The 18,652-nt window shown below is 45.7% G+C and carries 11 protein-coding genes; 9 read left to right on the top strand and 2 right to left on the bottom strand.

What is annotated here, in order from left to right:
• Nucleotides 1-30: 30 nt before the first annotated feature.
• The 9 genes from AB4Z45_RS13510 (at nt 31) to AB4Z45_RS13470 (ending at nt 14,942) form a co-directional block, all read left to right on the top strand.
• A complete protein-coding gene (locus tag AB4Z45_RS13510) occupies nt 31-2,982 on the top strand; it encodes an extracellular solute-binding protein (protein WP_441909824.1) in 2,952 nt (983 codons plus the stop codon).
• A gap of 111 nt (nt 2,983-3,093) precedes the next feature.
• Complete coding sequence (locus AB4Z45_RS13505; protein WP_256711010.1) at nt 3,094-3,978, top strand: carbohydrate ABC transporter permease; 885 nt, start codon at nt 3,094-3,096, stop codon at nt 3,976-3,978.
• Between the two features lie 4 nt (nt 3,979-3,982).
• A complete protein-coding gene (locus AB4Z45_RS13500) occupies nt 3,983-4,855 on the top strand; it encodes a carbohydrate ABC transporter permease (protein ID WP_076270040.1) in 873 nt (290 codons plus the stop codon).
• A 17-nt stretch (nt 4,856-4,872) separates the two neighbouring features.
• Complete coding sequence (locus AB4Z45_RS13495) at nt 4,873-6,930, top strand: YIP1 family protein (protein ID WP_441909822.1); 2,058 nt, start codon at nt 4,873-4,875, stop codon at nt 6,928-6,930.
• A 22-nt stretch (nt 6,931-6,952) separates the two neighbouring features.
• Nucleotides 6,953-9,544 carry a DUF5696 domain-containing protein gene (locus AB4Z45_RS13490; protein WP_441909820.1) on the top strand — a complete coding sequence of 864 codons (2,592 nt, stop codon included), beginning with the start codon at nt 6,953-6,955 and terminating at the stop codon, nt 9,542-9,544.
• Nucleotides 9,534-10,418 (top strand): carbohydrate ABC transporter permease, encoded by an 885-nt coding sequence (locus AB4Z45_RS13485; protein ID WP_076270038.1) that lies wholly within the window; start codon nt 9,534-9,536, stop codon nt 10,416-10,418. Before AB4Z45_RS13490 ends, AB4Z45_RS13485 begins: the two co-directional genes overlap by 11 nt.
• A 15-nt stretch (nt 10,419-10,433) precedes the next feature.
• Nucleotides 10,434-11,387, top strand: a complete 954-nt coding sequence (locus AB4Z45_RS13480; protein ID WP_076270037.1) for a carbohydrate ABC transporter permease — start codon at nt 10,434-10,436, stop codon at nt 11,385-11,387.
• 90 nt (nt 11,388-11,477) lie between these two features.
• On the top strand, nt 11,478-14,243 hold the full coding sequence (locus AB4Z45_RS13475; RefSeq protein WP_441909819.1) for an alpha-mannosidase: 2,766 nt from the start codon (nt 11,478-11,480) through the stop codon (nt 14,241-14,243).
• Between the two features lie 150 nt (nt 14,244-14,393).
• Nucleotides 14,394-14,942: an SGNH/GDSL hydrolase family protein gene (locus AB4Z45_RS13470; RefSeq protein WP_441909817.1), complete on the top strand. Its 549-nt coding sequence runs from the start codon at nt 14,394-14,396 to the stop codon at nt 14,940-14,942.
• A gap of 63 nt (nt 14,943-15,005) precedes the next feature.
• Here the strand turns inward: AB4Z45_RS13470 and AB4Z45_RS13465 are convergent, their stop codons facing one another.
• Nucleotides 15,006-15,821: a creatininase family protein gene (locus AB4Z45_RS13465; RefSeq protein WP_441909815.1), complete on the bottom strand. Its 816-nt coding sequence runs from the start codon at nt 15,819-15,821 to the stop codon at nt 15,006-15,008.
• 23 nt (nt 15,822-15,844) lie between these two features.
• Nucleotides 15,845-18,547: a glycoside hydrolase family 10 protein gene (locus tag AB4Z45_RS13460; RefSeq protein WP_441909813.1), complete on the bottom strand. Its 2,703-nt coding sequence runs from the start codon at nt 18,545-18,547 to the stop codon at nt 15,845-15,847.
• Between the last annotated feature and the right edge of the window lie 105 nt (nt 18,548-18,652).

Genomic DNA, 18,652 nt, shown 5'->3' with positions numbered 1-18,652 from the left:
AGAGAGCCTGCTAGGGAGGAGGGGGAAACGATGCGGCGACCAAGCGTTAAAGTCATTTCGTTATTGCTTCTGTCACTAGCTGTTTGTGTCTCCTTGTTTTTTCAGGAGTCCGCACTAAATGGCACGGTTACTGCTGAAGGAACATCGGCAAGCAATCGGAATACCCATTCGACGGCTTTAGATGCGCCATATGAAAAGGGTGGTTATGACGAATACTTGTCTAAATATGATCCTATTCAACTGGCTGCTAACGATACGATTGTAATCGAAGGGGAGAGCTACAGCGAAGTTAAGGGAATGGAAGTTTCTATCGTTGAGAATAGAGCGGGCAACGAGGGGCAAGCGGTTCTCACGAAAGATTCAGGTGCGATTTCCTGGGCATTCGAGGTTAAGCAAGAAGGACTATACAATCTCGGTATATATTTTTATAGCGAGCCGGGCAAGGATTCAGATATTGAACGGGAGCTGTTAGTGGATGGGCAATCGCCATTTAATGAAGCTAGAAGCATAACCTTCAATCGAATATGGAAAAACGAGAAGCAACGCTTCGATCGCGATGCGAGGGGAAATGATCTGCTGCCTAACCAAATCGAAGAGCATATGTGGCAGGAAAGCTTAATTAAAGATAACACGGGCTTTTATGAAGAGCCTTTTTTATTTTATTTCTCGAGAGGCCAGCATACACTGACGCTGACTTCGGTTAAAGAGCCGCTCCTCATCGATTGGTTGAAGCTGTCTGCACCGGAAATTGCTCCTACATATGCAGAGGTTGCCAGCAAGTATAAAGAAGATGGGCTAAAGCAGGCTGCAGACGTTTCGATCAAGCTTCAAGCAGAGCAAGCTTTATACAAATCTACGCCAAGCTTGCTGCCTTATAATGATCGTTCTTCTCCCGCGGTCGAACCTTACCATGTATCAAAGCTTCGCAATAATGCAATGGGTGGATGGGCATGGAGAATGCCGGGACAATGGATTGAATGGGAAATTGAAGTAGAGCAAGAAGGGCTCTATCAAATCGCTTTGAAAAACCGTCAAAACTATTTGAATGGCATGTCTGCGCTGCGCTCCATTTATATAGATGGGAAGCTGCCCTTTAAGGAGTTGAAAGAGGTTCAGTTTCCATATAACCATTCTTGGCAAATGAATGTTTTGGGAACGAGCAAAGATGAGCCTTATTTATTCCATCTCACTAAAGGCAAGCATCGGTTACGGATGGAAGTGACTTTGGGCGAGCTGGCGCCAATTTTGCGATCGGTGGAAACGAGCATTCTTGAGCTAAATGCCATGTATCGCCAAATCATCAGCTATACAGGTACTGTTCCGGATACCTTTCGTGATTACAATCTGGAACAGCGCATCCCTGAAATGATTGAAGTGTTTGAGAAACAAAGCAAGCTGCTTTATAGTATTGCGAGCAGTATGGAAGGACCATCTGAGAGTGGAAATGACCGAACAGCGATTATTAATAGACTAGCGTATCAGCTTAAGGACATGGCGGGCCGCCCGGAATCCGTGCCATCACGGATCGAAGCATTTAAGACGAATGTTGGCGCGCTTGGCTCATGGATGCTTACGATTAATGAACAGCCGCTTGCTTTGGATTATTTGATCGTTAGCTCGCCAGAAGCAAAGCTGCCGAAGCCCGAAGCAACCAGATGGGCAAAGATGTTAACTGGGATCAAATCGTTCGCAGCATCCTTTAGTGAAAACTACGATGATTTCTCGGATGAAGAAGAGACGAAGCAAAGCGTTACTGTATGGGTAACATCGGCTCGTGACCAAGCACAAGTCATTAAACGCTTGATAGATGATCGTTTTACGAGTACGACGGGCATACATGTGAATTTAAAACTCGTAAGCGCGGATGTGCTTCTACCGTCAACTGTCTCGGGGAAAGGGCCGGATGTTGCTTTGCAGGTTGGCAACGACTTGCCGATGAATTACGCGAGCCGCAGCGCTCTTCAGGATTTATCTGCGTTTCCAGATTATCCGGAAGTTCAGCAGCAGTTTCTGGCAAGCGCCATGGTGCCTTATGAATATAAAGGAAGCTATTACGCATTGCCTGAGCAGCAAACGTTTCCAATGATGTTTTTCCGAAAAGATATATTGGAGGATGAGCTGCATTTGGAAGTGCCGGAAACGTGGCAGGATGTCTATGATATGCTGCCTACGCTCCAGAAGCATAACTTGCAGTTTGGTTTACCGCAAAAACCGCTTGATTCCATTGGTAATGAGCTTGCAACGACGAATATCATGACGCTTCCGCCCAATCCTGCATTTGCGATGTTTCTGCTTCAGCAAGGCGGCCAGTTTTATAAGGACGGTGGTAAATCGAGTGATTTGGATTCAGAGACATCGATTTCGGAGTTTAAGAAGTGGACCGATTTTTATGTCAATTATAAAATTCCAATCGCAGCTGATTTCGCAAACCGCTTCCGAACAGGCGAAATGCCAATCGGTATCGTCGATTATACGATGTATAACAAGCTGACTGTTTTTGCGCCTGAGATCAAAGGGCTGTGGTCATTTGCGCCTGTTCCAGGCGTTGCTGCTGTGGATGGTTCCTTACACCGCGAGGTAGGCAGCGGAGGCTCGGCATCGATTATGTTCAAGCAAGCGAAAAACAAAGAAGAGGCGTGGACCTTCTTGAAATGGTGGACAGGCAAAGATACGCAGGTTGCTTTTGGCAGACAAATGGAAATTCGAATGGGTGCTGCTGCCAGATACCCAACGGCAAATATGGAAGCGTTAGCTTCACTTCCTTGGCCAACGAAGGATTTTCAAATGCTGCAGGAGCAAATGAAATGGGTTAAGGGCATACCAGAGGTTCCGGGTGGATATTTGACAGGCAGAAACATCGATAATGCATTCCGCCGTGTTGTCGTTCAAGGAGAAGATCCGCGTGAAACGATGGACAAATATGTAAGGGCGATGAATGAGGAAATTACATTAAAGCGCAAGGAATTTAATCTTCCTTATTAGAAACGAGGGGCTTAAATGAAACAGCAGTTAGCAGCCCGCCCCGTAACGAGGGGGAAAGGCGATTCACGTATTCTAGCTCATGGGAAAGAGCTGAAGCCAAAATTAACGCGCATGTTTGTTGAAATGAAAAAAAGTAAACACGCTTATGTGCTGCTGGCACCATACTTTATTATTTTCTGCACATTTACTGTACTCCCTGTGCTATTATCGCTGCTGCTCAGCTTTACGAATTTTAATTTTCTTGAGAAGCCTAGGTGGATTGGCTGGCAAAACTATTCAAGATTACTCGTTCAAGACGATATTTTTCTGATTGCGGTAAAAAACACGTTTTTGTTCGCGGCCATTACGGGGCCGATTAGTTACTTGGCGTGCTTCTTGTTTGCATGGCTTATTAACGAGCTAAGGCCGAAGATAAGAGCTTTTCTTACGCTCGTCTTGTATGCGCCATCGATTGCGGGCAATACCTATTTGATTTGGCAGCTATTGTTCGCAAGCGACTCTTATGGTTATGCGAACTCCTTTCTAATGAAGTGGGGCTTCATTATGGAGCCGATTCAGTGGCTGCAAGATACGAGGTATGTGCTGGGCATTCTCATTCTCGTTCAGCTATGGCTAAGTCTCGGCACATCCTTTCTAGCCTTTATCGCAGGGCTGCAAAATGTAGATCGTACCCTGTACGAAGCGGGAAGCATTGACGGCATTCGCAACCGCTGGCAGGAATTATGGTTCATAACACTGCCTGCTATGCGCCCCCAGCTGATGTTTGGCGCGGTTATCCAAATTACGTTGGCGTTCTCCATTGCAGAGATCTCCATCTATATGATCGGTTTCCCAAGTGTGGATTACGCAGCACACACCATTGTTACCCATTTGGTTGATTACGGCTCCATTCGGTATGAGATGGGCTATGCGTCGGCGATTGCCACGGTATTGTTCAGTATCATGCTCCTTACAAATCTCTTAACGCAGAAGCTGCTCGGAAAAGTGGGTGAGTAGAGGGATGAAACGATCTTTTAAAGTGTCAAAGAGGCTGAATCGTTCCTTGTCAGTCGATATACTGCTGTTTCTGCTGCTTGGCGGCGTCGCTTGTTTTATGGCATTGCCGCTTGTGTTCACGATCAGCAATGCATTTAAGCCGTTGGATGAAATTTTCTCCTTTCCTCCAAAGCTGTTCGTTCGAAATCCTACTTTCAAAAATTTTAGAGATTTGCTTGGTATATTCAGTGATTCGTGGGTGCCCTTCTCAAGATACGTATTCAATACTTTTTTCATTGCTATCGTGGGCACCGTGGGGCATGTCATTTTTGCTTCGGCAGCGGCTTACCCTCTTGCCAAGCTTAAATTTCCGGGGAAACGAGTGTTGTTCTCGCTCGTTGTACTCTCTCTTATGTTTACCGCCTACGTTACACAAGTGCCGAACTACATGATCATATCGTGGCTTGGTCTGATTAATACGTATTGGGCGATCTTGCTGCCTGCTTTCGGCATGACTCTAGGATTGTATCTCATGAAGCAATTCATGGAGCAAATCCCGGATGCTCTGCTAGAAGCAGCCAAAATTGACGGAGCGAGTGAATACCGAATTTATTGGCAAATTATTATGCCGATCGTTAAGCCAGCTTGGCTGACGTTAATTATTTTCTCCTTGCAAAGCTTATGGACAAATGGGTCGGTAACGAGCCACAAATATATTTACAGCGAGCAATTAAAAACGGTAGATTACGTTTTTGGTCAAATCGCGAGCGGAGGACTTGTTAGAACAGGACCGGTAGCTGCGGTAACACTGCTGATGATGCTTGTACCGATCACCGTATTTATCGTAACGCAGAGCAATATTATTCAAACCATGTCTACATCGGGCTTGAAGGAATAACAGGAGGGAAGCAACGGATGAAGAGAATCATCGCCGCGTTATTTATCGCATCGCTCATGATCGGTGCGGCCGCTCCTGTTGCAGAAGCCGCAATAGATACCTATCAGTATTCCTATTGGGGAGATGCTGTGCCCTCGCCGAATGCATACAAAATGGAGCAAGTCATTTACGGTGACAACTGGAGCAGTGGGCGTCTTGCTTCGCCAATGGATATGTTCGTTGGCAAGGATGAGCGAATATACATTGCGGATACGGGCAATAACCGAATCATAATATTGAACAAGGAATTTCAAGAAGAACTGGTCATTTCCAAATTTGATAATGAAGGAAAAGAAGATGCGCTGAATAAGCCGGAGGGAGTATTTGGCACAAACGATGGTCTCATCTATGTGGCAGATACACTCAACCGAAGACTTGTCGTATTTGATACTGCGGGTAAGTTCATACGAGCAATAGGCGAGCCTAAATCAACGCTGCTGCGGCCAGGGTTTCAGTACGCGCCAATTAAGGTGGCCGTTGATAAAGCGAAGCGAATATTAGTCGTTAGCCGCGGGTCTTACGAAGGAATGATGGAGTTTGACGATGAAGGGCAGTTTATCGGCTTTATTGGAACGAACCGAGTAAAGTTCAGCCCGATTGATCTGTTCTGGAAACGGATATCGACCAAAGCACAGAGACAGCAAATGGAGCAGTTCATACCGCTTGAATTTAACAATCTCGATCTTGATGAGGACGGGTTCATCTACACCTCAACCTCAGAAGAGGATTCGAACCGGCCGATCAAACGGCTGAATCCATCGGGAGCTGATATTTTGCGGAGCAAGGGTTATTTTCCGCCCAAGGGTGATATTGGCACTCTGAAGACGGGGACCAATCCGGGCAGCTCCATATTCATCGATGTGGCTGCGGATCAAGCTGGCATGTATTCCGCGCTTGATTCTAAGCGGGGACGGATATTTACTTACGACAAGGATGGAAATCTGCTGTACGTGTTTGGAGGGTTAGGAAGCAAGCAGGAGAATTTCCGTACCCCCTCTGCCATTGAAATTATGGATGATCATATACTTGTGCTGGATAAAGATAACGGACGGTTGACAGCATTTGAGCCAACCCGCTATGGCAGCTTGATTAGGGAAGCCGTTATTTCACTTTATCATGGCAAAACAGAGCAATCCACAGCTGCTTGGGAGAAGGTGCTTCAGCTAAACGGAAATGTGGAGGTAGCCTATTTAGGCATCGGCAAATCTCTGCTCAAAAAAGGCGAATATCATGAGGCAATGTCTTATTTCAAGCTTGGGAACAACAGGGAGTATTACTCCGAAGCCTTTAAGGGTTATCGAAAAAGCATCGTGCTGGCGCATTTTGGCACTATTGTTCTCGTTGTTGCACTAGCTGTTGTACTTGGTTTTACCCTTTTGAAGTGGAATCGGAGAAAGGTGAATGGCCAGCACTTTCAGGAGTTCGGCATTATCAAAAATCCTTTCTATACGATGATGCATCCCTTTAATGGCTTCTGGGAAATGAAATACGAGCAGAAGGGCAGGCTCAAGCTCGCTTTCGGCATTGTGTTTCTGCTTGTCATCTTCACCATTATTAAGCGGCAATACAGCGGCTTCGTCGTCAATTTCAACAACCCAAGCCAATTGAACAGCTTGAACGAATTAACTTTTATCGTATTGCCTTTTGTTCTGTGGTGTGTTGCGAACTGGTCCTTAACGACCTTGATGGATGGTGAGGGTAAATTCAAGGAAATTGTGATGGCGACAGCTTATGCGATGATGCCATTAGTTATCATTTATTTGCCTCAAACGCTGTACAGCAATTTAATTACAGGCAGCGAAAGCTCGTTCTATTATTTGCTTGATGGGGTTGCCCTGATTTGGTCAGCATGGCTGCTGTTCACAGGTACGATGACAGTGCATCAATATTCAGCTGGGAAAACGGTTGTGACGATGCTGCTTACACTCGTTGTCATCGGAATTATTGTTTTTATCGGGGTATTATTATTCAGCATGCTTCAGCAGATGATCAGCTTCGCCATTTCTGTCTATAAGGAATTATCGTTCAGATTGTAGCGTGCGGGAAGGAGAGATGGTCGTGACAGGTAAGAGGAAGATGTCCAGCATCCTGTTCGCGGCACTGCTTGCGAGCGTTGTTGCTGCAAGTGCGGCAGGCTGCAGCAAGAAGGAAGAAGCTGGAGCGCAGATAAACCTCGGTACAAAAGAAGCCGAGGCCATCTCTGATCAGCAGGAAGACCGGGTGATTGGAGCAGGACGTAAATCAACTGCGGTCAACACGGATAAGGAGCTGCAAGCGTTGTCGGCGATGGAATTAGTGAAAGAAAATGACGCGCTTCAGCTCTATATCAACCGTGAAACAGCAGAAATTGCCCTAAAGGACAAACGCGACAGCTACGTCTGGTTTTCAAACCCGGTTGAGAGAAGCGAGGATCAGAAAGCTTCGCCTTTGTACCAATCAGAGCTATCCTCACAGGTGCTGCTTACTTACTACAATGAAAAAGGGCAGGTCAATGCTTTCAACAGCTATGACGATAGCGTCGCAAAGCAGCAATTTGAAATAACGGACGAAGAGAACGGGATCAAAGTCGTTTATCGAATAGGCAATATTGCCAAAGGTTTCGCTAATATTCCAAAGGTAATCAGCAAAAAAAGATTTCAAGAGCAAATCTTGGATCAGATTGCCGATGAAGAGCTGAGAAAAAGTGTTGAATACAAATTCAGCTTCGATGAGGCAAAACAAATTTATGTCGTCCGCAAGCTGCAGGATTACGTAGCGGAGGAAATCTCTGCGGCACTCGAAGCTGCGGGCTACACAGCGGAGGATGCGCTGCAGGATAACGAAGAGAACGGCGCAGCCGACGCTGCATCAGCCGCAAGGGCAGAATTTACGATTCCAATCCAGTATAAGCTGGATAATGAGCAGCTTGTTGTAACGATTCCGGGCAAGGAGCTGCAATTCAATGCGGAATATCCAATTGCCAGCGTACAGGTGCTTAAACATTTTGGCGCTGCTGGTGTGAAGGAATCGGGATACTTGTTCGTGCCTGACGGCGCAGGCGCTCTAATTGAGCTGAACAGCGGAAAACACCAAGCGGAACCCTACAATTTGCCTGTGTACGGCAATGACGGTACGTACAATGTGAAAGAAAAAATACAGACTAATGAGATGACAAGGCTGCCGGTATTTGGGCTTAAGCGATCCGACCATGCTTTATTTGGAATCATTGAAAATGGTGATGCGATGGCAAGCATTACAGCAGATGTAAGCGGACGAAATGACTCCTATAATACCGTTGGAAGCAAGTTTCAAATTTCATCCATGGACTTTTACACGCTTACGTCGGGGACAAAAACGAGCTCCGTGCCGATGTTTCAAAAGAAAAGGTATGACGGCGACTTATCCATAAGATATTCCTTCCTTAGCGGTGAAACCTCCGATTATGTAGGAATGGCTGCTGAATATCGCAATTACTTAATCAATAAATTCAATATACAAAAGCTGGATAAAGTCGAGGATTCGCCGTTTGTGATGGAGCTGATAGGAGCATTCCGGGTAGATAAATCATTCCTCGGAATACCGTATGAAGCAACACAATCGCTAACCAGCTTTGCTGAAGCGAAAAACTTGCTGCAAGAGCTGATGGATACGGATATCCGCCATATCGATTTGCGTTATGTCGGGTGGTTTAATGATGGTATTCGGCACAGCTCGCCAGCAAGTATCAAAGTCGTGAATAAGCTGGGAGGCAAAGAAGGGCTTCGTGAGCTAGCTGATTTTGCACAGAAAAACGGGATCGGCTTCTACCCGGATACAGCTTTTTTGGAAAAATACAAAGGTTCCAGCGGATCGGCTACATGGCTTGATCGCGGTGAAGCAAAGGTTTATCAATATAATCCGGTTATGTACGATCAGGATACTTCGAAATTTTCCCACTATATCTTATCGCCTGCTGCGCTGCCGAAGCAAATAAACGGTTTTTTGGCGGATTACAAAGCGCTCGGGCTGCAGGGATTATCGCTAAGAGATATGGGAAATCAGGTCAATTCCGATTACAATCCGGATAAAACGATAACTCGTCAGGAAGCGCTGGAAATGATCAAGACACAGACAAATAAGCTGAGCCTTCAGACGCAATCGATCATGGTGAATGGCGGCAACGCATACAGCTTGCCTTATGCAGATGTAATCGTAAACGCACCGACCAAGAGCAGTCTGATGAATATTACAGATCAGGATATTCCGTTTTATCAAATTGCATTGCATGGCTATTATGATTTGGCTGGCTCACCTTACAACATGGATGATAAGCAAAATCCTCGTCTATCGATGCTGAAGGCGCTGGAAACGGGCTCGAGCTTATATTATCAATGGTACGCCAGTGACTCAACGAAAGTGAAGGACACCGACTACGATAACCTTTATGCTTTGAACTACAAAGATTGGCTTGATGAAGCGGTGCTGCTCTATAAGGAAGCGAATGGCGTATTGTCGAAGGTTCGGAATCAGGTCATTGTGAAGCATCGACAAATCGTGCCGGGCGTCGTGGAAACGACATTTCAGAACGGTTATGTCATTACGATTAACTACAATAATAAGGCGATAGCACTAGAGGGCATGCAGCTTGCAGCTCAAAGTTATCAGGTAGGCGGTGAGGCAGATGTTCAATAAGCCATTGACCTTGGCGCAGAAAAAAGCATGGTGCGGCGTGCTGTTCGCCACGCCATTAATGCTGGGATTAGTCATGCTGTTTATCATGCCGCTCATTCAATCCTTACGATTCAGCTTAAGCTCAATAAGTTTGGTTGAAGGCGGCTTCGCAGTAAAGTATGAGGGTTTCGCAAACTTTCGTCATCTATTTCTGACAAATGCAGATTTTCCGCGCAGGCTGACTGAATCGGTTACAGATATGATCGTTAATGTGCCAATCATCATCGTATTCAGTCTCTTTGCAGCGGTGCTATTGAATCAGAAGTTCAGAGGAAGAGCGATGGCAAGGGCAGTCTTTTTTCTACCCGTCATTCTAGCCTCTGCGGCTATAGCCAATATGGACATTAGCAGCTTTGTTGGAAGCTCTTCATCATCTAGCGGAAGCGGAAACCTTATGCAGAGCTTCGAGCTGAAAAAGATGATGATGGAGTCCGGCTTGGCGCCTGTATTCGTAAATTATATTTCGGATGCGGTTGACCGAATCTATGAAATTATTAGCTCCTCCGGCGTCCAAATTCTTATCTTTCTTGCGGGCTTGCAATCCATTTCACCCTCACTGTACGAATCTGCGAGAATTGAGGGGGCAACGGGCTATGAGATTTTTTGGAAAGTTACATTCCCGATGATGACGCCGCTTATTCTGACGAATTTAATTTATTCCATTATTGATTCATTCAATAACAATTCTGTTAACGCACTTATTTCGGAAACGGCATTCAAAACGTTTGAGTTCGGGCAGAGCGCAGCGATGTCTTGGGTGTATTTTATCGTTGTCGCTATAGTACTCAGCTTATCGGCGGGAATCATTTCGAGAAAAGTGTTTTACTACGATTGAGAAGGAGGAGAGGCCATGAAGCTGCCGGCCATTCACGCGGAAAGGTTTCACCGCCACTATAATCCGGTCGAGAGATCGAAGCGATTGTTATGGACGTTGCTAAGGTCAGTACTCGTTTCTGGTTTTTGTTTTATTATATTATTTCCGCTATTTCTTCGTTTCTCGGTCGCATTCCGCAACAAAATTGATATCTATGATCCGACGGTGCTGTGGATTCCTAGAAACTTCACGTTGGACAATTTTAAAATTGCGATGGAAGCGACCCACTATTGGGCTACTCTACTGAATACGTTTTTGATATCGGCGGGAACCACTGCCATTCAACTCGCATCCTGTGCGCTAGCGGCATATGCTTTTGCAAAGTTGAAGTTCAAAGGCAGCGGCATCCTCTTTGGATTCGTTATATTCACCATTGTTGTACCGCCGCAGACGATTATGATTCCGCTATATTTAACGTATAGGTACTTTGATATGTTCGGTTTAGTAGGTTTGTTTTCGAAGAGGGACAGCTTTAATCTAATTGATACCTTTTGGCCTTTCCTAATTTCATCCGCTACGGGAATGGGGCTCAAAAACGGTCTTTATATTTATATTTTTCGGCAATTTTTCCGAGGCATTCCGAAGGAGATTGAAGAAGCGGCCGTTGTTGACGGCTCAGGTGTTTTTAAAACCTTCTATAAGATTATGCTGCCGAATGCCGTTCCTGCAATTGTTACGGTGGTGCTGTTTTCCTTCGTATGGCAGTGGAATGACAGCTATTATGTCTCGTTGTTTCTCAGCAAAGTAAAAGTATTGTCAACGCAGTTAGCAGACATGGGCTCTGTGCTTGGCAAAGAACCCGATCTTGTGTATCAATCCATGCTGCTGAATACGGGCGTTCTCCTGCTTATGCTCCCGCTTATTATTATGTACTTGTTCGTACAGCGCTACTTCGTCGAAAGTGTAGAGCGTACAGGCATCGTAGGCTAACGCTAGCAAAGTAAGCATTAATCGGCATTAGGCAAGCACGTGGAGCGGCGTCTTTGCTTTCATCCCAAACAGAGAATGGAGAAGGATACTTTGATATCATCTACTACTGTTCATATCATTTCACACACCCATTGGGACAGGGAATGGTACTTGCCATATGAGAAGCACCATGTTAGATTAATTGCGCTTATCGACCATTTGCTTGAGACGCTGGAACGAGATTCGGATTTCAAAAGCTTCCATCTTGATGGGCAGACGATTATATTAGAAGACTATTTGCAAATTCGTCCGGAAAAAAGAGCGCTGCTTGAGCAGTATGTTCGCGAAGGACGCATTCATATTGGACCGTGGTATATTTTGCAGGATGAATTTTTGACGAGCGGTGAAGCAAATGTACGCAATCTCGTTTATGGGCACCGAGATGCTATGCAGTTCGGCAAAGCTGCAAAGGTGGGTTATTTTCCGGATTCGTTTGGAAACATTGGGCAAGCACCGCAGCTGATGCTGCAAGCAGGAATCGAGAATGCTGTGTTCGGACGCGGTGTGAAGCCAACTGGCTTTAATAATGAAGTTTCTCAAACGAAAGCCTACGAATCACCGTTCTCCGAGATGATTTGGGAGGCTCCAGACGGCTCAAGAGTGATCGGCATTCTGTTCGCCAATTGGTACAGCAATGGCAATGAAATTCCAACTGATCCTGAAGCGGCCGATGCTTATTGGCAGCGTAAATTAAAGGATGTCGAAGAGTATGCTTCAACGCCCCACTGGCTCATGATGAATGGCTGCGATCATCAGCCGGTGCAGACGGATGTAGCACAAGCTATTGCGACAGCGCAGCAGCTATTTCCGGAATATCAATTTGTCCATTCGAATTTTGAAGATTATATTAGTGCGGTAACCGCATCGCTTCCTGAGAAATTGTCCATCGTCAAAGGTGAACTAAGAAGCCAGCATACCGATGGCTGGTCGACGCTTGTTAATACTGCATCTTCGCGAATCTATCTTAAGCAAATGAACCAAACAGGCCAGGCGCTGCTGGAGAAAGCGGCCGAACCGATAGCAGCCTTTGCTTATTTGACAGGCCATGCTTATCCTCATCATCTATTCACATATGCTTGGAAAACATTGATGCAAAACCATCCGCATGACAGCATTTGCGGATGCAGTGTCGATGAGGTCCATGCAGAAATGGTGACCCGTTTTGCCAAAAGTAAGCATGTCGCCGAAAGCATTATCGAAGACAGTTTATCCGCAGTCGCTTCGAAGGTAGATACGAGCGTATTTGCTTCCTTTGGAGAGGTTACTTCTACACTCCTTGTTGTTAATACAACGGGCTGGCTGCGTTCTGGTATTGTTACCACTGATGTTGAGATCGAGCGCATCTATTTCAATAGTGGAATAGATTTTTATACGATGAAGCAGCGACTGAAGGAAATTGATTTAGCAGGTCTATACCTCATGGAGTCAGAGGGCAGCAAGGTATCCAGCGGCATAGAAGATCTAGGCGTACAATTCGGATACGATTTGCCCGAGGATCAGTTCCGTCAGCCTTATTTTGCTAGAAAAGTACGTATTCGATTTGAGGCGCACGGTGTACCAGCACTTGGCTACAAAACCTATGCGCTGATTAGAAATGACTACTCTAAACAGCTTCAAGCTGAAGATGGCTCTCTAATTAGAAATGAACGAGAGATGGGCAATGCTTATTTGACTGTAACGATCGCTGATGATGGTTCCTTGACTATTGTTGATCATCGTTCGAATGAAGTGCTGCGCAATCAGTGTATATATGAAGATACAGGAGACATTGGTAATGAGTATATGTACCGCCAGCCAAACGGTGACGTCCCGCTGACAACGAGAGGTCTTCGAGCCGAAATACGCATAACGGAAGATTCGCCTTTTCAAGCCAGCTTTGAAATTACGCACCAGATGTTAATCCCGAAGTCGGCAGAAGAGCTGTTGCAGCAGGAGAGAGAAGAGCTGATTTGGTTTACTGGACGAAAATCAGGCAGGTCGGATAAGCACATTCCTTTTACGATTAAGACGAAGGTATCACTTAACAAAAACGGGCAAGCACTGCAAATAGAAACAACCTTTAACAACGAGGCTCTTGACCATCGTTTGCGTATGTTGTTCCCGGTAGACTTTCAATCGAAGACACATTTGGCAGATTCAATCTTTGAAGTGGTGGAGCGGGATAATACCCCATCGGAGGAATGGAGAAACCCAAGCAATTGTCAGCATCAGCAAGCTTTTGTGACGTTGATTGGCGAGAAGCAGGGGGTTACGATCGCCAACCTTGGTTTAAATGAATATGAAGTTTTGCGAGAGGAAGATGAAAACAATACCATTGCGGTTACTTTGCTGCGTGCGGTGGGTGAGCTAGGTGATTGGGGGTACTTCCCGACCCCTGAGGCGCAGTGTCTCGGCGAGCATACGGTTAAGCTTGAAATTATACCGTTTTCGGTGGAGAATCAGCATGCAAAGTCGGAGTTCATTGGGCATGGAGCTATGGCATCGATGAAGGAAGCTTATCAATATCAATTTCCTTGGATAGTGAAACAGACGGGTACACATGAGGGTGGGCTTCCAAGTAGTTTTTCCTTTATGCAATGGGAGGGTGACAAACTATGTTTGTCTGCTCTTAAGGTATCGGAGAATACGGGGGATTTGATCGCGCGCTGGTATAATCTATCACGAGATGAGCAAACGTTAAGCGTTTACCCTACGCTAGGCGTGAGCGCAGCACATCGCAGCAGCGTTATGGAGCAGAGACTGGAGGAGTCAGAGCTTGGCCGAATGGTGGTTCGTCCCGCTGAAATCATTACGCTTAGTTTAGATGTTACTTTGTAAATTAGCATACGGAGTACAACACACACCTAACTGTCTTTGAGAAACGGTTGGGTGTGTGCTATATTTCAAGAGGGATGAGGATGACATGGACGTAAGCATCACGTTTGCGGCATGGGCAAATATTATAAAAACAAGGGGAAGGTGTTGCGGATGAAAAGAGTACTGCTGCTCGGAGATTCGATCCGAATGGGCTATGAACCGCTTGTGCGCGAGGCTTTGAATGAAACGGCAGAGGTTGTCGCACCTGAGGAGAACGGCAGATTTGCGAAACATACGTTATGGGGAGTTAACTTGTGGATTAGAGATCTGGGCAAACCAGATATCGTTCATTGGAACAACGGGTTATGGGATTTGCATCATGAAGCGCCAATGGTCGAGGCACTCACTTCATTAGAAGAATATTTGGAAACGCTTAAACGGACGGCGAATGAGCTGCAAAGAACGGGTGCAAACATCATATTTGCAACAACGACGCCTGTTCCAGCCGATGCGATTGGGCGCAGCAATGCAGAGATTGATTTATACAATGCGGCAGCTGTAAAGCTGATGGAAAGCCTAGGCATACAAATAAATGATCTGAATGCTGCCATAAAAGAAGATCTAGCATTACATATTTGCGAGGATCGTTTGCACTTATCTGAACGAGGAAATCGTAGATGCGCGGAGAAAGTCATCGAGCACATCCATAAATATTTGTAATGTAAGGAGTAAAGGAAATGGCAGTCCAAAGCCTGTAGCTAGGCAGGACTGCCATTTCTTGTTTTAACGGATAAGATTCACATCGTCGCATCGATCAAAAAAAGCGGTTTGCTGCTGCAAAGAGGTTTCATCATTTTTGACAGCGTGTATCGCTTTGGCGAAGTTGCTAGCGCACATTGAAATATACTCCTTACCATACGCTGCCGACGACAGTGAAGGATCGCCTGCAATCTGATTTGGGAACTCCATATACCAATGGATGCCAGCGGACAGCCTATGCTCTGTTAGCGTTCGTCCAAGACCTTTGGACTCCCACTCGCCTGGATTCAAACGTTCCATATGGACAAGAGAAGGATTAATATGAAGAATTTGCGATGTTTCCATATGATCGGCATGCCCGTAGTCATCTGGCGTTTCATAGGATTGATCAAGATGAGCAAGCTGCTCGGCATTTAATTCCCATAGATTATAGGCGTACACAACATAATCCTTGCGTTCATCGAGCATCGTTTGGACGAAATAGCTCAGCAGATTGTTATTGCCGCCGTGCCCATTGGCCAAAATAATTTTGTTGAAGCCGTTGCGCCTAATTTCCTTGCACACTTCCTGCAAGAGGCGCAGCTGCAGCTCACTGCCAAGAGCAACTGTGCCTGCGTAATGCTTCACCTCGGATACTTGGCCGAAAATATAATAAGGAAAGATAACACAGGACTCTAATTGAGCTGACTTCTCTACGATTTCTCTAGCGATCATCATATCCGTTCCGAGGGGAAGATGATCGCCATGCTTTTCAAGACAGCCGATCGGCAGCACACAGACTCGGTTCGTTGACTTCACGGCCGTCTCAAATTCCTTGACGGTTAAGTTTTCCCATAACATACAGTTGGTCCTCTCTGTGTTGTTTAGTGCGCTGCCTTGGATACGTAAACGAGAATAATGGTTTCCAAATAATTAAGATCCGCAGCCATTCGTTTTTTAACTTCTACGTTCAAAGCACGATCCGATTCGATACGCTCCAGAAGCTTCTCTATTTTCTTAAGTGCTTCTTTGGCGTCCTTGCCGACTGATTTTTTATCCTTCCAGCTTTTTTCAAGCTGCTCCAGCTCTTTTACATATTTCTTATCGTTATCCATCCCATTGAACGGGACATAAATTTGTTTGATTTTGCGCTGCATTTCGGAAATGATCGTTTTGAAGGATGTTAAAACATCTTTGTCTGGGACGATGGCAGGCTTGCTGTAGAGACCTGCTAAAAGCGCCTTGTCATATTCATTTCCAAACAACGATTCAAATTCGAACAAAGCTGAGCCGGATACGCCTACTGCGACGGAGTCATTAATTTGTTTAAGCAGCATCTCCTTCGTTAAGCCAAGATTCGTTCCGACACCAATGACGATCAGCGCCTTGTTGTTTGCGAGTGCAACGGAGTTTAAGGAATCAGTGGCAACAGATGAAGCATCTGGATGATAGGACATCGGGAAGAGCTGGTCGATATAGTTTTTGGCAATCCAATCCCTTGGCTCCTGGTGCATGAACTCTGGCCCATTCACGTAGTTCGGCCATACGGCGGCGGAGACTCGGATATCCGGCTTCAATTTTTTGGCTTCACTGGAGATCCGATATACGAACTCATTAATCGTATTTTTTCTAAAATCAACCCACGCTTGCCAAAGCTTGTCGCCGGGATGAAGGTCGATCGGATCTGCGCCATGCTTCTGCTTGAACAGATTGCGCGTATAAGAGTCATAACCAAAGTCGTTCGTGTAGTCACCTGCATCGGGATAACGAATATAGTCCAAATGCAAGCCGTCTACTTTATATTTCTGAAGCAGCTCCTTATAAATTTCAGAAACAAAGTCCCGTACTTCAGGCCTTACAGGGTTGAGGAAGTAGTACTGGGTGTTGTAAAGCGGAACGTCTTGATAATCGTGGCCTTGTCTACTGATCATGGACCATTCCTGCTTAAGGCTTCTGACGGGACCAGCCATACTGCCGACGCCTACCAAAAAGTTTTCGACCCACGCATGAACCTCGATGCCTGCTTTTTTGGCTTCTGTTATATAGGCGTTCAATACGTCAAAACCGCCATAAATCGGATTTTGATCAGCTAGCGGATGGCTCGTTGGGTAAATCGTAAAGCCATTCCACCACGTCTCTAAGTAAATGGAGTTGATATTTAAAGCGTGAAGCTTCGCAATATGCTGCTGAACCTGCGCTAGATTCGTTTCCTTCGGACGAATCCAAATGGATCGATGGTCTACAGCGCGGGATTCATAGCCCATGAAGCTGGCTTTCTCCACCCGTGCGTGCAGCTCTGCGAACTGGACGGTGAAGGAAGCGAAATCACCTTGTGCAATCTGGCTTTTCAAATCGACCAATGCTGCTTGTGCAGATGTAATTTGTTGTTCCATACCGTTATAGTTAATGTCTAGAAACTGCTGCTTGGAGAGAATAAGCTTTTGCTTCGCGGCATCTATTCCTATTTGCGCTTTATCCAGATAGGATTCTGGCGTGAACAGAAATAACGCTTGTTTCTTATCCGTGAGCAGCTTGAAGCTGCTGCCAATGGATACATGCTCGCTTAGCCAGCTTGCTTTGACGCCATGCCCGGATATGACATATCCGCCAGCTGGAATGGTAGAATTATTGCCGCTCACATGCGTGACTTTGCCTTCCGAGTTTACGACAACCTCGTATCCCCAAGGATTCGTTCCCGTTGACGCGCCATAGCTGTTGTCGTAAATAATGAGCTGGTCCGTTCCGCGGTGTCCGGGGTATGGTTCATTGCTGCCGTCATCCCAGCCTCCGGGATTATCTTCTCTCGTTCGCGGATTTAAGGCGTCGTATCCTATTTTGGAGGCTTCAACTAACACTTCATTGTTCATATTCAATTCAACGGCATCTCCAATCCGCACAGTTCCATTTAATTTGGCAAAAAACGGACTTTCAGCTTGAATAGAGACAACGTATCCACTCGCAGGAATGGATGAGTTGTTATCGAGCCAATTGCCGCTAGTATCCTGCGTCATCGTTGCTATTCGCGTAACGGAACCTCCGTCAACGGTGATCTCCATGCCCCATGGATTTGTTTTTGTTGCAGGGCCGTATTCTGGCAAATACAGAACGATATCTGCCGCTCCGCGCCCTGCATTAATCTGAGTAATTGGAACGATCTCTTCATTAACGGTAAAATATTGGGCTGGATAAACCGATATAGGAAAGCTCGTTGTAATGGAATCTCCAATCTTGAAGCCGTTGATTAATGCAGCTTTGTTTCCCGTTCCAGATATGACGTATCCGTTAGCAGGAATATAAGTGCCGTTAGTGCTGTTTGTGTATATGGCTGTAACGATATTGTTTGTAATGATGGCTTCTGTTGTCGGAACGAGCGGAGGTTTTGTTGTGGTTCCGTAGCTGCGGGTAAATATCATGAGCTTGTTGTCTTGACTCTCTTGATTAATGAGGTCAACGATGTGGTTTGTGCCGTCCTCAAGCGTAATGGATGGCTGGTCAGGAGAAGCGGGCTCTGAGAAGGCGGTTGAAGAAATGCTGATCAGAAGAAGGGCAACACAAAGGACGAGATTAAACAATCGTTTGGTCATCATGGCATACACCTCGAATCTTCTCATTTGTACGCATAAAACAGAACCTTACACTTCACCGCCTTTCGGATAAAGTAGCTGTTCATGTTCATGATTGATTGTTTATCT

Origin of the sequence: Paenibacillus sp. MCAF9 (assembly GCF_052114265.1) — a bacterium.
Classification (GTDB): Bacteria; Bacillota; Bacilli; order Paenibacillales; family Paenibacillaceae; genus Pristimantibacillus.
The sequence above is the reverse complement of the archived record's forward strand: the minus strand, read 5'-3'. Positions and strand labels throughout refer to the sequence as shown.